General features: G+C 65.0%; 16 protein-coding genes. 8 read left to right on the top strand and 8 right to left on the bottom strand.

What is annotated here, in order from left to right; genetic code table 11:
• Position 1: 1 nt before the first annotated feature.
• From M2341_RS10440 to M2341_RS10430, 3 genes are read right to left on the bottom strand one after another with little or no spacing between them, the layout of a single operon-like run.
• Complete coding sequence (locus tag M2341_RS10440) at positions 2 to 325, bottom strand: YnfA family protein (RefSeq protein ID WP_181559861.1); 324 nt, start codon at positions 323 to 325, stop codon at positions 2 to 4.
• The gene (locus M2341_RS10435) at positions 322 to 807 is read right to left on the bottom strand and encodes an NfeD family protein (protein ID WP_264585195.1); all 486 of its coding nucleotides are present in this window, start codon (positions 805 to 807) and stop codon (positions 322 to 324) included. The genes M2341_RS10440 and M2341_RS10435 overlap by 4 nt, the downstream gene beginning before the upstream one ends.
• 17 nt (positions 808 to 824) lie before the next feature.
• The gene (locus M2341_RS10430; RefSeq protein WP_181559860.1) at positions 825 to 1,799 is read right to left on the bottom strand and encodes an SPFH domain-containing protein; all 975 of its coding nucleotides are present in this window, start codon (positions 1,797 to 1,799) and stop codon (positions 825 to 827) included.
• Between the two features lie 92 nt (positions 1,800 to 1,891).
• On the opposite strand from M2341_RS10430, the gene M2341_RS10425 reads away from it, so the two are divergent.
• The 5 genes from M2341_RS10425 (at position 1,892) to M2341_RS10405 (ending at position 6,501) form a co-directional block, all read left to right on the top strand.
• Positions 1,892 to 2,740, top strand: a complete 849-nt coding sequence (locus tag M2341_RS10425; protein ID WP_413714717.1) for an HpcH/HpaI aldolase/citrate lyase family protein — start codon at positions 1,892 to 1,894, stop codon at positions 2,738 to 2,740.
• A 54-nt stretch (positions 2,741 to 2,794) separates the two neighbouring features.
• Positions 2,795 to 3,139, top strand: a complete 345-nt coding sequence (locus M2341_RS10420; protein ID WP_264585194.1) for a hypothetical protein — start codon at positions 2,795 to 2,797, stop codon at positions 3,137 to 3,139.
• 120 nt (positions 3,140 to 3,259) lie between these two features.
• Positions 3,260 to 4,717, top strand: a complete 1,458-nt coding sequence (gene guaB, locus M2341_RS10415; RefSeq protein WP_181559858.1) for an IMP dehydrogenase — start codon at positions 3,260 to 3,262, stop codon at positions 4,715 to 4,717.
• A gap of 30 nt (positions 4,718 to 4,747) precedes the next feature.
• Positions 4,748 to 5,941, top strand: coding sequence for an RsmB/NOP family class I SAM-dependent RNA methyltransferase (locus M2341_RS10410; protein WP_264585193.1), 1,194 nt, complete (start codon positions 4,748 to 4,750; stop codon positions 5,939 to 5,941).
• Positions 5,942 to 5,991: 50 nt separating this feature from the next.
• Positions 5,992 to 6,501 carry a tetratricopeptide repeat protein gene (locus tag M2341_RS10405; protein WP_264573000.1) on the top strand — a complete coding sequence of 170 codons (510 nt, stop codon included), beginning with the start codon at positions 5,992 to 5,994 and terminating at the stop codon, positions 6,499 to 6,501.
• 20 nt (positions 6,502 to 6,521) lie between these two features.
• On the opposite strand, the gene rsmA is transcribed toward M2341_RS10405, so the two are convergent.
• The 4 genes from rsmA to M2341_RS10385 all read right to left on the bottom strand — a co-directional run bounded on the left by rsmA (position 6,522) and on the right by M2341_RS10385 (position 12,254).
• Positions 6,522 to 7,343: a 16S rRNA (adenine(1518)-N(6)/adenine(1519)-N(6))-dimethyltransferase RsmA gene (rsmA, locus tag M2341_RS10400; RefSeq protein WP_264585192.1), complete on the bottom strand. Its 822-nt coding sequence runs from the start codon at positions 7,341 to 7,343 to the stop codon at positions 6,522 to 6,524.
• Positions 7,340 to 8,368 carry a 4-hydroxythreonine-4-phosphate dehydrogenase PdxA gene (pdxA, locus tag M2341_RS10395; protein ID WP_181559854.1) on the bottom strand — a complete coding sequence of 343 codons (1,029 nt, stop codon included), beginning with the start codon at positions 8,366 to 8,368 and terminating at the stop codon, positions 7,340 to 7,342. The genes rsmA and pdxA overlap by 4 nt, the downstream gene beginning before the upstream one ends.
• 13 nt (positions 8,369 to 8,381) lie before the next feature.
• Complete coding sequence (locus tag M2341_RS10390; RefSeq protein WP_413715701.1) at positions 8,382 to 9,752, bottom strand: peptidylprolyl isomerase; 1,371 nt, start codon at positions 9,750 to 9,752, stop codon at positions 8,382 to 8,384.
• 141 nt (positions 9,753 to 9,893) lie between these two features.
• A complete protein-coding gene (locus M2341_RS10385; protein ID WP_264585190.1) occupies positions 9,894 to 12,254 on the bottom strand; it encodes an LPS-assembly protein LptD in 2,361 nt (786 codons plus the stop codon).
• A 226-nt stretch (positions 12,255 to 12,480) separates the two neighbouring features.
• On the opposite strand from M2341_RS10385, the gene M2341_RS10380 reads away from it, so the two are divergent.
• Both M2341_RS10380 and M2341_RS10375 read left to right on the top strand, forming a co-directional pair.
• The gene (locus M2341_RS10380) at positions 12,481 to 13,935 is read left to right on the top strand and encodes a leucyl aminopeptidase (protein ID WP_264585189.1); all 1,455 of its coding nucleotides are present in this window, start codon (positions 12,481 to 12,483) and stop codon (positions 13,933 to 13,935) included.
• A 61-nt stretch (positions 13,936 to 13,996) separates the two neighbouring features.
• Positions 13,997 to 14,434, top strand: coding sequence for a DNA polymerase III subunit chi (locus tag M2341_RS10375; protein ID WP_264585188.1), 438 nt, complete (start codon positions 13,997 to 13,999; stop codon positions 14,432 to 14,434).
• A gap of 25 nt (positions 14,435 to 14,459) precedes the next feature.
• On the opposite strand, the gene M2341_RS10370 is transcribed toward M2341_RS10375, so the two are convergent.
• Complete coding sequence (locus M2341_RS10370; protein WP_264585187.1) at positions 14,460 to 15,197, bottom strand: hypothetical protein; 738 nt, start codon at positions 15,195 to 15,197, stop codon at positions 14,460 to 14,462.
• A 170-nt stretch (positions 15,198 to 15,367) separates the two neighbouring features.
• On the opposite strand from M2341_RS10370, the gene ndk reads away from it, so the two are divergent.
• Positions 15,368 to 15,790: a nucleoside-diphosphate kinase gene (ndk, locus tag M2341_RS10365; RefSeq protein ID WP_181559849.1), complete on the top strand. Its 423-nt coding sequence runs from the start codon at positions 15,368 to 15,370 to the stop codon at positions 15,788 to 15,790.
• Positions 15,791 to 15,823 lie beyond the last annotated feature (33 nt).

Below are 15,823 nucleotides of genomic sequence, written 5' to 3'. Positions count from 1 at the left end.
GCTAGGCGGTGCGTGGCCCAAAGAGAATGATCGCGGCGCCGCATAAACAGACAACGCCGCCCAACAGATCCCAGCGATCCGGCCTGGTGCCCTCCGCAAGCCAGAGCCAGAGGAGGGCGCTGGCAATATAAACACCCCCATAAGCGGCGTAAGTCCGCCCCGCATAATCGGCTTCCACCAGCGTGAGAAGCCAGGCAAAAACCGCCAGCGAGGCGAGGCCGGGGAGCAGCCAGAGCGGTGATTTGTCGAGCCGCAGCCATGCCCAGAATGCAAAGCAACCGGCGATCTCTGCCAGCGCCGCGCCGATAAAGGCGAAAGCGGTCATTCCGGCTCCGGCATGTCCTTGCCGTCACGGGCCAAGTCGGACGGGGCGAGGGGAGTGGGCAGGGGTTCGACGATCAGCGCCGCGCCCTTGGTGCCCGTCACCCGCACATAGCTGCCGGCATCTGCATCCGGCCCGGTCGCCGTCCAGCTTCCGTCATCCACCTTCACCCGGCCGACGCCATGATTGATCGGTTCGACCACCAGCAACTCGCGGCCGACAAGGCGCGCGGCCCGGTCATTGAGCATCGGGTCTTGCGAGGCGACCGGGCGGGCGAGATACCAGAGCCGTCCGCCGCTTACCGAAATGGCCGTGAAGATGGCGAAGGCGAGCAGTTGGAACGCCGGATTGATCGGCAGGACCAGACTGAGTCCGGCCGTGAGGGCCGCAGCCACGCCCAGCCAGATGAGAAACACGCCGGGCACGATGATCTCCGCCCCGGCGAGGATCACCGCAAACACACCCCAGAGGATGGAAGGATGCATGCCGTCGAGCATCGGCGTCACGGCGTCCGCGTGTGAGGCACGCCGGTGCCGGACACGGGCCGTGCAGGCGGCGTTGCTCCATGATCTCCCAGCGCTTCCTTGGCGAGCTGGCCGATGCCGCCGAGCGTGCCGATGAGCTGGGTAGCTTCCACCGGGAAGAGGATGGTCTTGGCGTTGCTGGAGGTCGCGAACTTCTCCACCGCCTCGACATATTTCTGCGCCACGAAATAGTTGATCGCCTGGGCATTGCCGCCCGCGATGGCCTCGCTCACCACTTGCGTCGCTCGTGCCTCGGCCTCCGCCTCGCGCTCGCGGGCCTCGGCGTCGCGGAACGCAGCCTCACGCCGACCCTCGGCTTCGAGGATCTGCGCCTGCTTCGCGCCCTCGGCGCGGAGGATCTCGGCGCTCTTGAACCCTTCGGCATCGAGGATATTGGCACGCTTCTCACGCTCGGCCTTCATCTGCCGGGCCATCGCGTTCACGATGTCCTGCGGCGGGCGGATGTCCTTGATCTCGACGCGGGTGATCTTGACGCCCCAGGCATTGGTGGCGTGATCGACCACGCTCAGCAGCCGGGCGTTGATCTCATCCCGCTTGGAGAGGGTCTCGTCCAGATCCATCGACCCCATCACCGTGCGCAGATTGGTGGTCGAGAGCTGGAGCAGTGCCGTATTGAGGTGGCTCACCTCATAAGCGGCCTTGGCGGCATCCAGCACCTGGAAGAACACCACGGCATCCACGGCCACCATGGCATTGTCGCGCGTGATGATTTCCTGCGACGGGACATCAATCACCTGCTCCATCATATTGATCTTGCGGCCAACCCGGTAGAAGAAGGCGGGGTAGATGTTGAAACCGGGAGACGCGACTTCGGTAAACCGGCCGAACCGCTCAATGGTGTAGCGATGGCCCTGTCGGACGATCTTCACGCTGGCAAACAGATAGAAGATCACCAGAATGGCGATGAACATTGCGAACGTGACCAGATCCATGGTCGATAGCCTCCTGCGCTTGCGGTCGCTACTATGGCCCTTCAGAACAGTGCCGGAAAGCGGAATCGGCAGGATAAGAGGATTGAAAAGGCATGCAGAAGCGTCGTCCGGTCGAGAGAATTGATTTGCCTTTGCGCCTCGTGCGGACGCTGCTGTTCGTACCAGCCTCGCGCCCGCGCGCGATTGAGAAAGCGCGCCAACTCGACTGTGACTTCATTATTCTCGACCTTGAGGATTCGGTGATCGCCGAAGACCGCGACGCGGCCCGGCAGCGCGCCGTGGAGGCTGTGCAGGCCGGGTTCGATGGGCGTCCCTGCGCCATCCGCATCAATGCCGAGGGGCGGCCCGAGCATGGGCTTGACATGGTCGCGGCGCGCAGTGCTGGCGTGCCCTATGTCATCGTGCCCAAGGTGATCGAGGCGCGGCAGGTTCACGACGTCAATCGCGTGACGCAACGGCCGGTCATCGCGATGATCGAGAGCCCGGCGGGGATCATCAATGCCTTGTCCATCGCGCGCGAGCCGGGCGTCTCGGCGCTGGTCGCCGGGACCAACGATCTGCGCCGGGGCCTCGCTGTGCCGCCTGATGCGCCGCGTAGCGCGATTTCCTATTCGCTGCAGTCGATCGTGCTGGCAGCGCGCGCCGCAGGAGTGGCCGCGTTCGACGGGGTCTACAATAATCTGGAAGATCCGGCCGGTCTTGCCGCGGAGTGCGACGAGGGGCGGCAGATGGGGTTCGATGGCAAGACCATCATCCACCCCAGCCATATCGACATCGCCAATGATGCCTTCTCGCCCAGCGGCCCGGCGGTGGAACAGGCCCGCGCATTGGTCGACGCCTTTACCGGCGGCGCCCAGCGCTATGATGGGCGCATGATCGAGGCGATGCACGTCGAGGAAGCCAAGGCGATCATCGACCGGGCCGAGCATCTGCGCAGCTAGGCTTTGGATCGCTTCGTAACGGATCGCTAACCTGCTTTCTTTACGAATCGCTACATGGATATTCCCGCCGCTTATGTCGCCCTGACGGAGGGGAGCCTGCGCTTTCTCGCTATTTCGCACGAGCGCGCGCACCTGATCGGCGGCTTGCTGCTCTATGCTATGGTCGCTGTCTGGCCGCTCACGCGCCGCCATCCGGCGTTGCCATTGGCTGTAGTGGCGCTGGCCGAGTTAATGAACGAGAGCTTGCAGGCCGCTTATTACCGGTCGCTGCGCCTCGATGATACACTGTCCGATCTGGTCTGGACGCTTGCCGTGCCCGCTCTGCTCTTCGTGCTGACGCAGATGTTGGGCCGCAGTGTTCGCGTAGGACGCGGGGTGGTCCGTCCCGCCCTCGGATAGGCGCAAACCAGCCTTCGCGCCCTTCTCTTTGACGACCCCCTAGCCCTGCACGGGGGAAATGGTTACATGGGCCGCCACTGATTCCCCCAAGGGGTCTCTCCAGATCAGGTGGCGACATATATGGACATTCGGCTCGGCCTCACTTTCGACGACGTGCTTCTTCAGCCGGGCGAGTCCGATGTGCTGCCGAGTCAGGCCGATGTGTCCACGCGGGTCAGCCGCAACATTTCGCTGAATATCCCCATTCTTTCCTCGGCCATGGATACCGTGACTGAGGAAGACATGGCCATCGTGATGGCGCAGCTTGGCGGCATCGGCGTGTTGCACCGCAATCTCTCCATCGAGGAGCAGTGCGCGGCGGTGCGCGCGGTCAAGCGGTTCGAGAGCGGCATGGTCGTCAACCCGATCACCATCGGCCCGGATCAGCCTTTGTCCGAGGCGCAGGCGCTGATGGCGCGGCACAAGATCAGCGGCATTCCGGTTGTGGAGTCGACCGGCAAGCTGGTCGGCATTCTGACGAACCGCGACGTGCGCTTTGCCGAAAACCCGGCACAGCCGGTGCGCGAGCTGATGACGCATGAGAATCTCGCGACCGTGCGCACCGGCGTTTCGCAGGACGAGGCCCGCCGCCTGCTGCATCAGCGCCGGATCGAGAAGCTGCTGGTGGTCGATGATGCCTTCCGCTGCGTGGGCCTCATCACCGTGAAGGATATTGAGAAGGCCGTCACCTATCCGCAGGCCACCAAGGACGCTTCCGGCCGCCTGCGCGTCGCCGCGGCAACGACGGTCGGCGACAAAGGTATCGAGCGCACCGAAGCGCTGATCGACGCCGAATGCGACCTGATCGTGGTCGATACCGCCCATGGCCACTCCAAGATGGTGGCCGAGAGCGTCGCGCGTATTCGCAAGCTTTCCAATGAAATCCAGCTGGTGGCGGGTAATGTCGCGACCGCCGAGGCCACGCGCGCGCTGATCGACGCCGGCGCTGACGGCGTGAAGGTCGGCATCGGCCCCGGTTCGATCTGCACCACGCGCGTGGTTGCCGGCGTCGGCGTTCCGCAGCTCACCGCGATCATGGATGCGGCGCAGGAAGCGCTCAAGAGCGGTATTCCGGTGATCGCCGATGGCGGCCTGCGCACCTCGGGCGACGTTGCCAAGGCGCTGGCGGCTGGCGGCGCTGCGGTGATGATCGGGTCGATGCTGGCCGGCACGCAGGAAGCACCGGGCGAGACGTTCCTCTATCAGGGCCGGGCCTATAAGAGCTATCGCGGCATGGGTTCTGTCGGCGCGATGGCGCGCGGCAGCGCGGACCGCTATTTCCAGCAGGACATTAAGGACCAGATGAAACTGGTGCCCGAAGGCATCGAAGGGCAGGTGCCCTATAAGGGGCCGGCGCGCGATGTCATCCATCAGCTCGTCGGCGGTGTGAAGGCTGCCATGGGCTATACCGGCAGCAAGACGATCCGCGAACTGCAGGAGCGCGCCCGCTTCGTGCAGATCACCAATGCCGGCCTCTCCGAGAGCCATGTGCATGACGTGACGATCACGCGTGAAGCGCCGAATTATCCGACACGATAAAGATATCAGCCCTGCATTGGGGGCAGCGGTATGACTCCCGCCGCGCGGGTGCAGGCCGCCATCGATCTGCTCGATGTCATCATCGCCAGTGCGCGCGATGATGGCGCCGCCGCCGATACGCTAATCGCCCGCTATTTTCGCGAGCGCCGCTATGCCGGATCGAAGGATCGCCGCGCGGTGCGCGACCTCGTCTATCGCGCTGTGCGGGCCTATGGCGATCCGCCGCTGTCCGGCCGTGCGGCCATGGTGGGTCTGGCGCGCGCGGATGCGGCGCTGGCGGCGCTGTTTGATGGCTCGGTCCATGCGCCGACGCCCTTGGGCCAGGCGGAACGGGGGCCGGATGGCTCGCGTCTGCCGGGCTGGACCGCCGAGGCTTTCGCGGAACTGGTCGATGAGGCCGAGCAGGAAGCACTGCTCGATCGTGCGCCTCTCCACGTTCGGCGTAACCCGCTGAGGGCAAGCGATGCGGATATTTTGGCGCGTTGGCCTGACGCCCGGCCGATCGAGGCAACGACATATGGCTATGCGCTGCCGGCCGGGACGGACGTGCCCGATGATGGCATGGCCGAGGTGCAGGATGCCGGGAGTCAGCTGATCGCGCAGGCCTGTCACGCCACGCCCGGCCTGACCGTGCTCGATCTGTGCGCCGGGGCAGGGGGCAAGACGCTCGCCCTGGCGGCGGACATGGTCAAAGACGGCGCCCTTGCCGGGCGGCTGGTCGCGGCCGATGCGGTGCGTGACCGCCTCGCGCGGTTGACGCCGCGTGCCGAGCGCGCCGGCTATGACGGACAGATCGAAACGCTGCTGCTCGATTCCGGTCGGGAGGAAGCGGCGCTCAAGCCGCTCGCCGGGCAGTGCGACATCGTGCTCATCGATGCGCCCTGCAGTGGATCGGGCACCTGGCGACGCAACCCCGAGGCGCGCTGGCGGCTAACGCCGGCGCGGCTGGACCGCGTGGTTGCGCTTCAGGCGCGGCTGCTGCGGCTCGCGCTACCGCTGGTGAAGCCGGGCGGGCGCTTGGTCTATGCGGTCTGCTCGTTGATCGACCAGGAAGGGCGCGATCAAATTCAGCAAATCGTCAGGACCGATCCCCTATGGCAGCCGGTACACTCTGCCGGGTCGGAACAGGCGTCGGGTCGTTCATGGGGCGAGGGCACATTGCTTACGCCCGCACATGACGGAACCGACGGCTTTTTCTTCGCGGTGCTCGAAAAACCATGCTAGCGTCGTCGACCATGGCGTCTGTTGCGCAGGGCTCGATCTGGGAGACAATCATGCGGTTTACCCCCGCCTCCATTTTACTTGCGAGTGCGCTTGCCCTGTCGGCAAGCAGTGGATTTTCCCAGCAGAGCGCGACGCCCGCGCCCAGCCCGCGCGCAGCCGAATGGATGGCAAAAGGCAAGGCCGCCGCAGATGCTGGCGATCTCACCAAGGCCCGCGATGCCTACGAAACCGCGCTGCTTCTGGCGCCCGATCAGCCCGGCATCTTCATGTCGCTGGCCAAGATCGCCCGCGCCCAGAAGCTCCCCGGCAAGGCCATCCGCTATTATGGTCGCGCGCTAGATCTGGAGCCCGGCAATCAGGCGGCCCTGCAAGGCGAAGGGCTCGCGATGCTGGACAAGGGCGCGGTGGAAAGCGCCCGCGAGACGCTCGCCAAGCTGCGCCTGCTCTGCAAGACGCAATGTGCCAGCGCGGATCAGCTGGCGTCCGCGATCGCCACGACCAAGCCGCCGGTGACGACGGCTGAGGCGGTGACCAACGCACCGAAGGTCGAGCAGCAGTAAATTTCGCGCTGTGAACTTGCTCAGCGCCCCATCAGGCGCGCGAGCATCACGAAATCGTCCACGCTGAGTGTCTCGGCGCGGCGGCTGGGGTCGATCCCGGCTTCCGCCAAAGCATCGAGCGCGCCCGGCAGCCCCTTGAGGCTCTGCCGCAGCATCTTGCGCCGCTGACCGAAGGCGGCGGCCGTCAACCGGCTGAGCGTTGCGACCTCGACCCCGCCGGGCGCGTCGGCCGGGACGAGATGGACCACAGCGGACATGACCTTGGGCGGCGGCGTGAAGGCCGACCGATGGACTTTCATCGCGATGCGCGCACGGCTGCGCCACTGGGCCAGCACCGCCAGCCGCCCATAGGCATCGCTGCCGGGCTGCGCGACGATCCGCTCGGCCACCTCAGCCTGGAACATGAGCGAGGCGGAGAGCCACCAGGGCGGCCACACGCCGCTCTCCAGCCAGCCGACGAGCAGAGCCGTTCCGATATTATAAGGCAGGTTCGCGACGATATGCGCCGGTCCGCCGCAGGCCTCCACGGGGTCGACCCGCAAAGCATCATCCTCGATGACGCGCAACTGGCCAGGAAACGCCGCTGCAACTTCGGCCAACGCCGGAATGCAGCGGGCGTCACGTTCGACGGCCGTGACCTGGGCGCCGGCGCGAAGGAGAGCGCGGGTCAGCCCGCCGGGACCGGGGCCAACCTCGAATACGCGCGCGCCTGTCAGATCCACCGGAATCGCGGCGATGCGATCCAGCAACTGCTCGTCCAGCAGGAAGTTCTGGCCCAGCGCCTTGCTGGCCCGCAGGCCATGCGTGGCAATGACCTCGCGCAGCGGTGGAAGTGGGGTCATGAGGGCTGGCAGGGATCGACCCAGGCGCGGCGATTGAGCTCGGCCTGTTGCGCCATGCGAATGGCGGCGATCATCGCGCCGGGATGCGCCTGATCCTTGCCTGCCAGATCGAACGCCGTGCCATGGTCGGGCGATGTCCGCACGATCGGCAGGCCCAGCGTGATGTTCACGCCCTCATCGAAGTCCAGCGCCTTGATCGGGATCAGCGCCTGATCGTGGTAGCAGCACAAGGCTGCATCGTAGAGCGCACGGGCGCGGGGCGTGAACAAGGCATCCGGCGAATGCGGCCCGGAAATGTCGAGGCCGTCTTCGCGCAATTGTTCGAGCATCGGCGCAATCAGCGTTGTTTCTTCCGCGCCGAGCATCCCGTTCTCACCCGCATGGGGATTGAGGCCGGCCATGGCGAGGCGCGGGTTCTCGATGCCGAACAGGCGCTTGAGACCGCGCGCGGTGGCCAACGCGCGGGAGCGGATGAGCGCGGCAGTGAGTGCCTCCGGCACCTCTGTATAGGGAATATGGATGGTGAGCGGCACAACCCGTAGCGAAGGGCCCGCCAGCATCATCACCACATTGCCGCGCGAGACGCCGCAGCGCTCGGCCACGAACTCGGTTTGACCCGGGTGCGTGAAGCCGACTTGGGACAGCTGGGATTTGGAGACGGGCGCGGTCACAAGGGCGCTGGCGCTTTCCGCCCTCACCAGCCCCGTGGCCGCTTCCAGCGCTTGGAACGCGCAGCGCGCGCCATCGATCGAGGGCTGGCCGGGGATGATCTCACCGGCGTCGGCGACCTGCAGGCAGGGCAGCGCCTTGCCGAACACCGCATCGGCTTCGATCGGGTCGCCGATCATCGCTACCGGGCCTTGCCAGACCGCAGCGATGGCGGCGCTGTCACCGACCGCAAAGAAAGGCGGGAGAGTGTGCGCGTCCCGCGCTTCCCAGGCTTTCGCGGTGACCTCCGGGCCGATCCCTGCGGGATCGCCCAGCGATATCGCGATCGGCCGCGGCAGCGCGGACGCGGAATACATCGTGCGGAAGACGTCAGTTATAGTCGATCACCGCATCGCGACGGAGGTCGCGGAGATATGTGCGTGCACGCTTGTTCACGCGGTCTTCCTCCATCTGCGCCATGATCGACTCCACCGAGGGTGCGCTCGCGTCTGGCGGATCGTCCCGGCCGCATAAAACAAGCGCGCGGACGCCTTCCGTTGCCGAGCCAAAGGGCGGCGTGGATTCGCCGACCTGCATCGAGAGCAGAATGGACTGGAGCTGCGGCGGCAGGTTGCGCGCCTGAATATCGTTTTCGATGACTGTCGCACCGACGCCCTTGGCCATCGCCTCTACCGATCCACAGCCCTGAAGCTTCTTGAGGGCTTCCCCGAATGCGTTGGCCCGGCGCTGGGCTTCGGCCGCCGATGTGCCGGCGGGAAAGTCGATGGCGACCTGCTTGAGGCTCAGAACGGCGTCGCGTGCGTCGGCCATCAGCACCTGGCGCTTGTCGATCAGATAGACGAGCGAAAATCCGCCCGGAATAGCAATCGGGCCGGCGATCTGGCCGACCTGAAGCTGCTGCGCAGCTTCGGCCAGTGGCTCGGGCAACTGCGCGGCGCGCACCCAGCCAAGGTCGCCGCCGACCGCGGCGGTCGATGCTTCCGAATATTGCCGCGCATAGGCCTGGAACGAGCCACCCTGGCGAATCTGCGCCATGATCTTCTGGGCGTTTTCGGCCACCTGCTGGCTGTTCGACGGGTTGGCGGAGAGATAGATCTCGCCGATGTGAAACTCTTCCTTGCCCTTGGCGGCCTGGAGGCGCTCATAGGTCGAGCGGACCTCGTCCTCGGAGACGTTCACGAAAGGCTGGACCTGACGCCGCAGCAGGCGGCTCCAAGCAACCTCGCCTTCGATCTGGCGCCGGATGCTGCGTGCGGACGAGCCCTGCGCGGCAAGATACTTCGCGAAATTGTCCGGCGTGTAGCGGAAGTTCGCGGCGACGCGGGCGAAGTTCTCGTCAAGCTCGGCGGCGGGGACGCGAATGTCCTTGGCCGCTGCCTCCTGAATCTGCAGCGTCTCGTCGATGAGGTTGCGCAGCACCTGCAGGCGCAGGCGGTCCTTTTCCTCGGCGCTGACATTGCCGCCATTGGCGAGAACCACCAGTGCGAGCCGCTGCTCCACATCCGTCTGGGTAATGACCTCGCCGTTCACCAGCGCCGTCGCAGTGCGGACATTGGGGTCGCGCTTGCCGAAGAGCACCACCGAGGCGGGAATATCGAGCGCGGACGCGGTGGCTCCGGCGGCATCCTCGGTCTGGCCTTCCGGCGCTTGAGCAATGGCTGAGCACGCCAAAAGGCCCGTCGCGGCGCCTGCAAGAATCCGGGCGGTGAAACGGGAGGAAATCCTTTTCACGCTGTTCACGTCAGTCAAACTTGCTCTCCATTCAGAAGCAGGCGGCCTCAAGAGGCCGCGACCTGCCCGGCGGATTAATGCGCGGCGGCTGAACCGGGCCTGAGCGACGGATGACGCCCGGCCTTCACACCCTTTGCGAAGCTGGAGTCTTTACAGGCCGAGATTCTTAAATACCAGCCGCAGTTGAAACGAATTGCCGCGACGGGCATCGCCGACCGTCTGGTAATCGCGCCGCCAGGTGAAGCCGAGTTCCAGGCAGTCATCCTCATAGGCGATGCCGAGGCGGTGGCGCACCGGCTCGAAGCCGGACAGCGTGCTCGTCGGATCGTCCCGCTGGCCGGTCAGATCGATGTTCGTCGAGCCGAAGACCGACCAGAAGCGCGCAAAGGCGACGCGCGCTGCGAGGCGGATTTCCTCGACATCGCGCAGATCCTCGACGCCGGACGTGATGTTCCGGTCCAGCCGCAGATAGCCGACCTCGGCATAAGTGCGGCGCGTACCAACCGTCGCCTCGATCTCGTTGCGGCGGACGGCAAATCCATCCTTGTCGAGGCGGAAGCGGTGGGTGAAGGACAGGAAATCCTTGTAACGGATTTCCGACCGACCAACGATGTCCGACAGCCGATCGGACAGGCCGGTGCCATTGGGCAGCAGGGACGGGCGGTCATCGATGCGGTAGCTCTGGCCGACGGTGGTATCGAACGAGAAATTCGGCACGTCGAAGCGGTAGTCGAACCCATAGGTGATGCGGGTCGAATCCTCGAAGCGGTCATAGCCGGGGAAGCGATTGAGCGCGAAGAGGTTGGAATCCTCTAGGTCAATCGCGCGGGCATCCTCGTTGGGTACATTCAGGTTGGCGAGGCGGGGCGCGGCAACCAGCTGGATGCGTGGTGTCAGGCGCTGGGTGCCGCCAAAAGCCTGCCCGATGAACGGCCAGCGCACATCCAGCGCCAACGCGGCGATTCCTCGCGTCTGCCAGCCTTCCTCACCGCGATAGACCACCGTTGGCGAAAGATCGTTCTGCGCGCTGTTGTAGACGTCGCCGCGGGCATAAGCGGTCAACGAGACTTCCTGTCCCATGCCGGTCAGCCGGCTCTGCTTCCAGGTGAAGCCGACGAACGCGCGCTGGGTATCCTGCCCATCCGTGCGGAGGATCGACAGGCTGTTGGCCTGCAGTTCCACCCGTCCGCCGAACAGCGGATCGGTGGTGCGCAGGCGGTAATCGATGGCGGGAATGGCGATGGGAACCTGACCGGCCCGGTCCCCCGAGCGCAACGACTGGAAGGCCCAACCGGCAATCGAGAGATAACTGCGCCTGCCGATCCGCTCCAGATTGAGCGTGGAGCGCAGACGATCCTCGTGGCTCAGGTCATAGCGATTGAGGAAGGTACGGTCGGACGCGTAACGCAGCGATCCGGTCAACGACCAGAGCGGGTCGAACTGAAACTTGCCGCTGGCAGCGATGTAGCCGCGCAGACGCTCATCGCTGGTGACATCGGTTTCGCCCGTGACCGGCGTAACGGCGCTGACCGTGCCATAGCCGGTGATCTGATAGGCACCCTTAGACAGCAGGGCGCGATAGCTGGCGCCGAGCATCGGCAGCACCGCGCTGTAGACATAGGGCGTGAGCGTCAGATCGCGATTTGGCGCAAGCCGCCAGTAATAAGGCTGCACATATTGCACCCCGTTGCGCCGATCATAGCCGATATCCGGCACCAGCAAGCCGCTGCTTCCTTCATCGCCAATGCTGTGGCGCAGGCCCGGCAGGGGAAGCAGGGGCAGGCCGAACATGCTGACGCGCGCATTCTCATAACGCACCCGCTGGCGAGCCTCGTCCAGAATGACGCGATCGGCCTGAATCTGCCAGGTCGGCTCCTTGGGGCAGCCCTTGACCGTCTCGACCTTGCAGGGCGTGAACGCCGCCTTGTCCAGCACGTAGATATTGTCATTGCGCTGGGCTTTCACCGCCGCCAGACGATTCTCGCTGTTGGTGACGATCAGCAGATTGTCGATGATGCCGTCCCGCAGGCTTTCGGTGACGTCCATTTCATCGGCATAAGCGCGGTCGCCACGCTCGTTGACGAGCAACACGTCGCCGCGGGCAATGACGGTGCCGGCCTTGCGATCCCACTCGACCTGATCGGCGGACAGATTGGCATCGTGCCGGGCAACGCGGACATTGCCGGATGCGCGCACGATATCGGCATTGCTGTCGTAGTCGATCCGGTCGGCCTGGAAATTGATCTCGCTCTTGGAGACCGGCGCTGCCGGCATGGGGACAGTCTCGGCCTCTGCCTTGGCCGGGCGGTCTTGAAAATCGGGTTCAGCGCCGGCGGGAATATCCTGAGGCGCCACATTGTCGATGGTGAGCGGGGGTTCGCCCTGCGCAGGCGGCTCCGCCTGCGTCTGGGCGTAGGCCGGCGCGGCCATGACCATCGCCAGAATCAGAGCTGGCGCGCTGATGCACAGGTGCACGCGCATCATGGTCCGCTCGCGCGTGTCACGGCTCATCGTGGCAACCAATCGTCATTCTCCCAGCGCGGCTCGCGGTCTGCGCGCGCCGTGTGCAACGCTGCCCTATTGCACTGCAGCGCCCGCTCCGCAATTGCCTTCCCAAGCGTGAAATCGCGCTTAACGGTCCCTTTGCCGTGGCATACCCCCTGGCAAGGCGCTATTCCGCTTCCATATTCACACCAGGTCATCTGGCCACATAATTCCTTTCCAGGAGCTTGTATCCATGCACATCGCCATTTCCGCCAGTCGCCCTGCCGACATGGACTGCCTCGTTTTCCCGGTCGCAAAGGGCGCCGCCGTGTCGCCGGGCATCGAGGCGCAGGCTCTGGCGGCGCAGGCGGCGGCGGCATCGCGCTTTAGCGGCGAGGCAGGCGCCGTGGTGGAACTGTTCGTGGCCGAGGCGGGCAAGACTCTCCGCGTCCTGCTCGTCGGGACGGGCGAGGGCAAGCCGGCCGATCTGGAGAAGGCAGGCGGCGCGGTGACGGCACGGCTGCAGACCTCCGGCGTCAAGCATGTCGCGATCGATAGCGCGGGGCTTACCGCCGACGCGCTCGCCCGGATCGCGCTGGGCGCGGAATTGCGCGCATGGCGCATCGACACCTATCGCACGAAGCTGGCGGAGAAGGCCAAGCCGACGCTCGAAACCGTAACGCTGGTTCATGAGTCCGGCGATCTGGCGGCGCTCGTAGATGATGCCAAAGCCGTCGCACAAGGTGTTGCATTCACGCGCGAACTGGTCGCCGAGCCAGGCAATATCATCTATCCCGAGAGCTTCGTAGAGCGCTGTCGGCATCTGGTCGATCTCGGCATTGAAATCAGCGTGCTGGATGAGACGGATATGGCCAATCTCGGCATGGGTGCCTTGCTGGGTGTGGCACAGGGCTCGGTGCGCAAGCCGCGCATTCTTGCGATGCGCTGGGACGGCACCAATGGCGCGCAGGCCAAGCCGCTGGCGCTGGTCGGCAAGGGCGTCACCTTCGATACTGGCGGCATTTCGCTCAAGCCCGGTGCGGGCATGGAAGACATGAAGTGGGATATGGGCGGCGCTGGGGCAGTTGCCGGCGCGATGAAGGCGCTGGCCCTGCGCAAAGCACCCACGCATGTCGTCGGCATTTGCGGGCTGGTCGAGAATATGCCGGACGGCGGCGCGCAGCGTCCCGGCGATATCGTCAAAACCATGTCCGGCCAGACCGTGGAAGTGCTGAACACGGACGCCGAGGGGCGTCTGGTGCTGTGCGATGCGATCTGGTGGACCCAGCAGACCTACAAGCCCGAGACTGTGATCGACCTCGCGACCCTCACCGGGGCGATGCTGATCTCGCTCGGCAGCGAGCATGGCGGCCTGTTCAGCAATGACGATGACCTTGCCGAACAGCTCCTCGCGGCCGGTCGCGAGAGCGGTGACAAATTGTGGCGCTTCCCGCTGTCGCCAGCTTATGACAAGCTGATCGACAGCCCCATTGCCGACATGAAGAACATCGGCCCGCGTTATGCCGGCTCGATCACGGCGGCGCAGTTCATCAAGCGCTATGTGCAGGAGGGCGTAAAATGGGCGCACCTGGACATTGCCGGCATGGTCTGGGCCGACAAGCCCGGCGCGACATGGGAGAAAGGCGCTACCGGCTATGGCGTGCGCCTGCTCGATCAGTTGATCCGCGATCACTATCAGGCCGGTTGAGGTCTTGCGCATATTTCGGCCCGGCCTTCGCAGCCGGGCCGGATCGCGCTAGAGCCGCAACATGCAGGTGGATTTCTATCAGCTCAGCCGGGATCCCGTCGAGGCGACGGTGCCCGCCATCGCGCGCAGGGTGCTTGATGGCGGCGGGCGCCTGCTGGTCGTTTCCGCCGAGCGCGACCAGCTCGACCGTATCTCCGAGGGTCTGTGGAGTGCTGGGCCGGAGAGCTATCTGGCCAACGATCATGCGGATGCACCCATGCCGCAGGTCCAGCCGATCCTCCTCGCGCCGAGCTGTGATGCCGCCAATGGTGCGCGCCATGTCGCGCTGGCCGATGGCCTGTGGCGGGATGAAGCGCTGGGCTTCGAGCGGGTTTTCTACTTTTTCGATGATGCCACGGTGGCCGGTGCGCGGCTGGCCTGGAAGGCGCTGAGTCGATCCGAGGGCATCACGCCGCGCTTCTGGAAGCAGGATGGCGGGCGGTGGCGCCAAGGGCCTTGAGGCACCGCCGGCGCGCCGGATTCGCTCACCGCATGTGACGCGGCTTCTTGCTGGTATCGGCGCGCGCTTCTGCATGACGACTCTTGAGGGACGTCGGTGCGCTGGCCTGAAGAAATTCACGGCCGCTCAGCCCGTCTCCGCCGCGTCGGTTGAGCGGCGGTTCGAGCGTTTCGATCAACAGCGCTTCCATGGTCCTGAGCATATTGGCTTCGCTCCAGCACGCGCTTTGCGCGAAAGGCAAATGCTGACTGGCGTCTCGCAGGCCGAACCAGGAAAAGCGATTCCACCGGCCGGCAAGTCGGTCGGTCGTATGCGTCTTGAGTCGCGCATAGAGATCGTTGCTCGCACGCCCGACATAGACGGTCCGCGCGCCATCCTGTAGGAGGTAGAGGCCCACCTGACGGGCAAAGTTGAACAATGGCGCCCCCTTCGTGCGCCGGCCGAGGAGGAGGGGTTGTCCGGACCAGGACACCAGTTCGCGTTTCCAGAACATGCCAAAGGCATTCAGGCTCTCGCCCGGTCCGAGATCCGGCCAGCAAATCGCCGGATATTCGGGAGCGCGGTTGCAGGAGCTTTTGCGCGCGGCGGCTCGAACCAGTGCTGGCTTCGCCGCCTCTGCTGGTAAGGTCAGGCAGGGCGTCGTCACCGTCGCCACCTCCGGAAAGCAGCGCTGCTGTTCCGGTGCAATGCTGTGAAAGCGCAGCGACCCGTCATCATGCCTGTCGATCCGATAAATGGATTCCTTTGCCTCCGCGCCCTGCATGTTCCCATTCCCCCTTTGCGCACCCAATCATGGCAAACTTTAACAATGTGAACTCAAAGCGCTTAATTGATCGTAACCCGTGGACGCCTGCTGCTCTTGATCGGCCGTCGCTTCGCGGGTAGAGCGCGCGCGACCTCAACTCTTTCGTTTTCTTTACCGGAGCATTTCTCATGGCGGCGACCCGCACCTTCTCGATCATCAAGCCCGACGCGACCCGTCGCAACCTGACCGGTGCTGTCACCAAGATGCTGGAGGAAGCCGGCCTGCGCGTCGTGGCGTCCAAGCGCATCCACATGAGCCGCGAGCAGGCCGAGGGCTTCTACGCGGTGCACAAGGAGCGTCCCTTCTTCGGTGAGCTGGTCGAGTTCATGATTTCGGGCCCGGTCGTCGTGCAAGTTCTGGAAGGCGAAGACGCCGTGAAGCGCAATCGCGACATCATGGGCGCCACGAACCCCGCCAATGCCGAGCCGGGAACCATCCGCAAGGAACTGGCCGAGTCGATCGAAGCCAACAGCGTTCACGGGTCGGACAGCGAAGAGAATGCCGCGATCGAGATCGCCTACTTCTTCAAGCCGGAAGAAATCGTCGGCTGATCGGATGGCCGTCTAACCGTCGGCCTTCTAAAA

The organism is Sphingobium sp. B7D2B, assembly GCF_025961895.1.
Taxonomy (GTDB): domain Bacteria; phylum Pseudomonadota; class Alphaproteobacteria; order Sphingomonadales; family Sphingomonadaceae; genus Sphingobium.
This window is presented reverse-complemented; position numbering and strand designations above follow the sequence as displayed.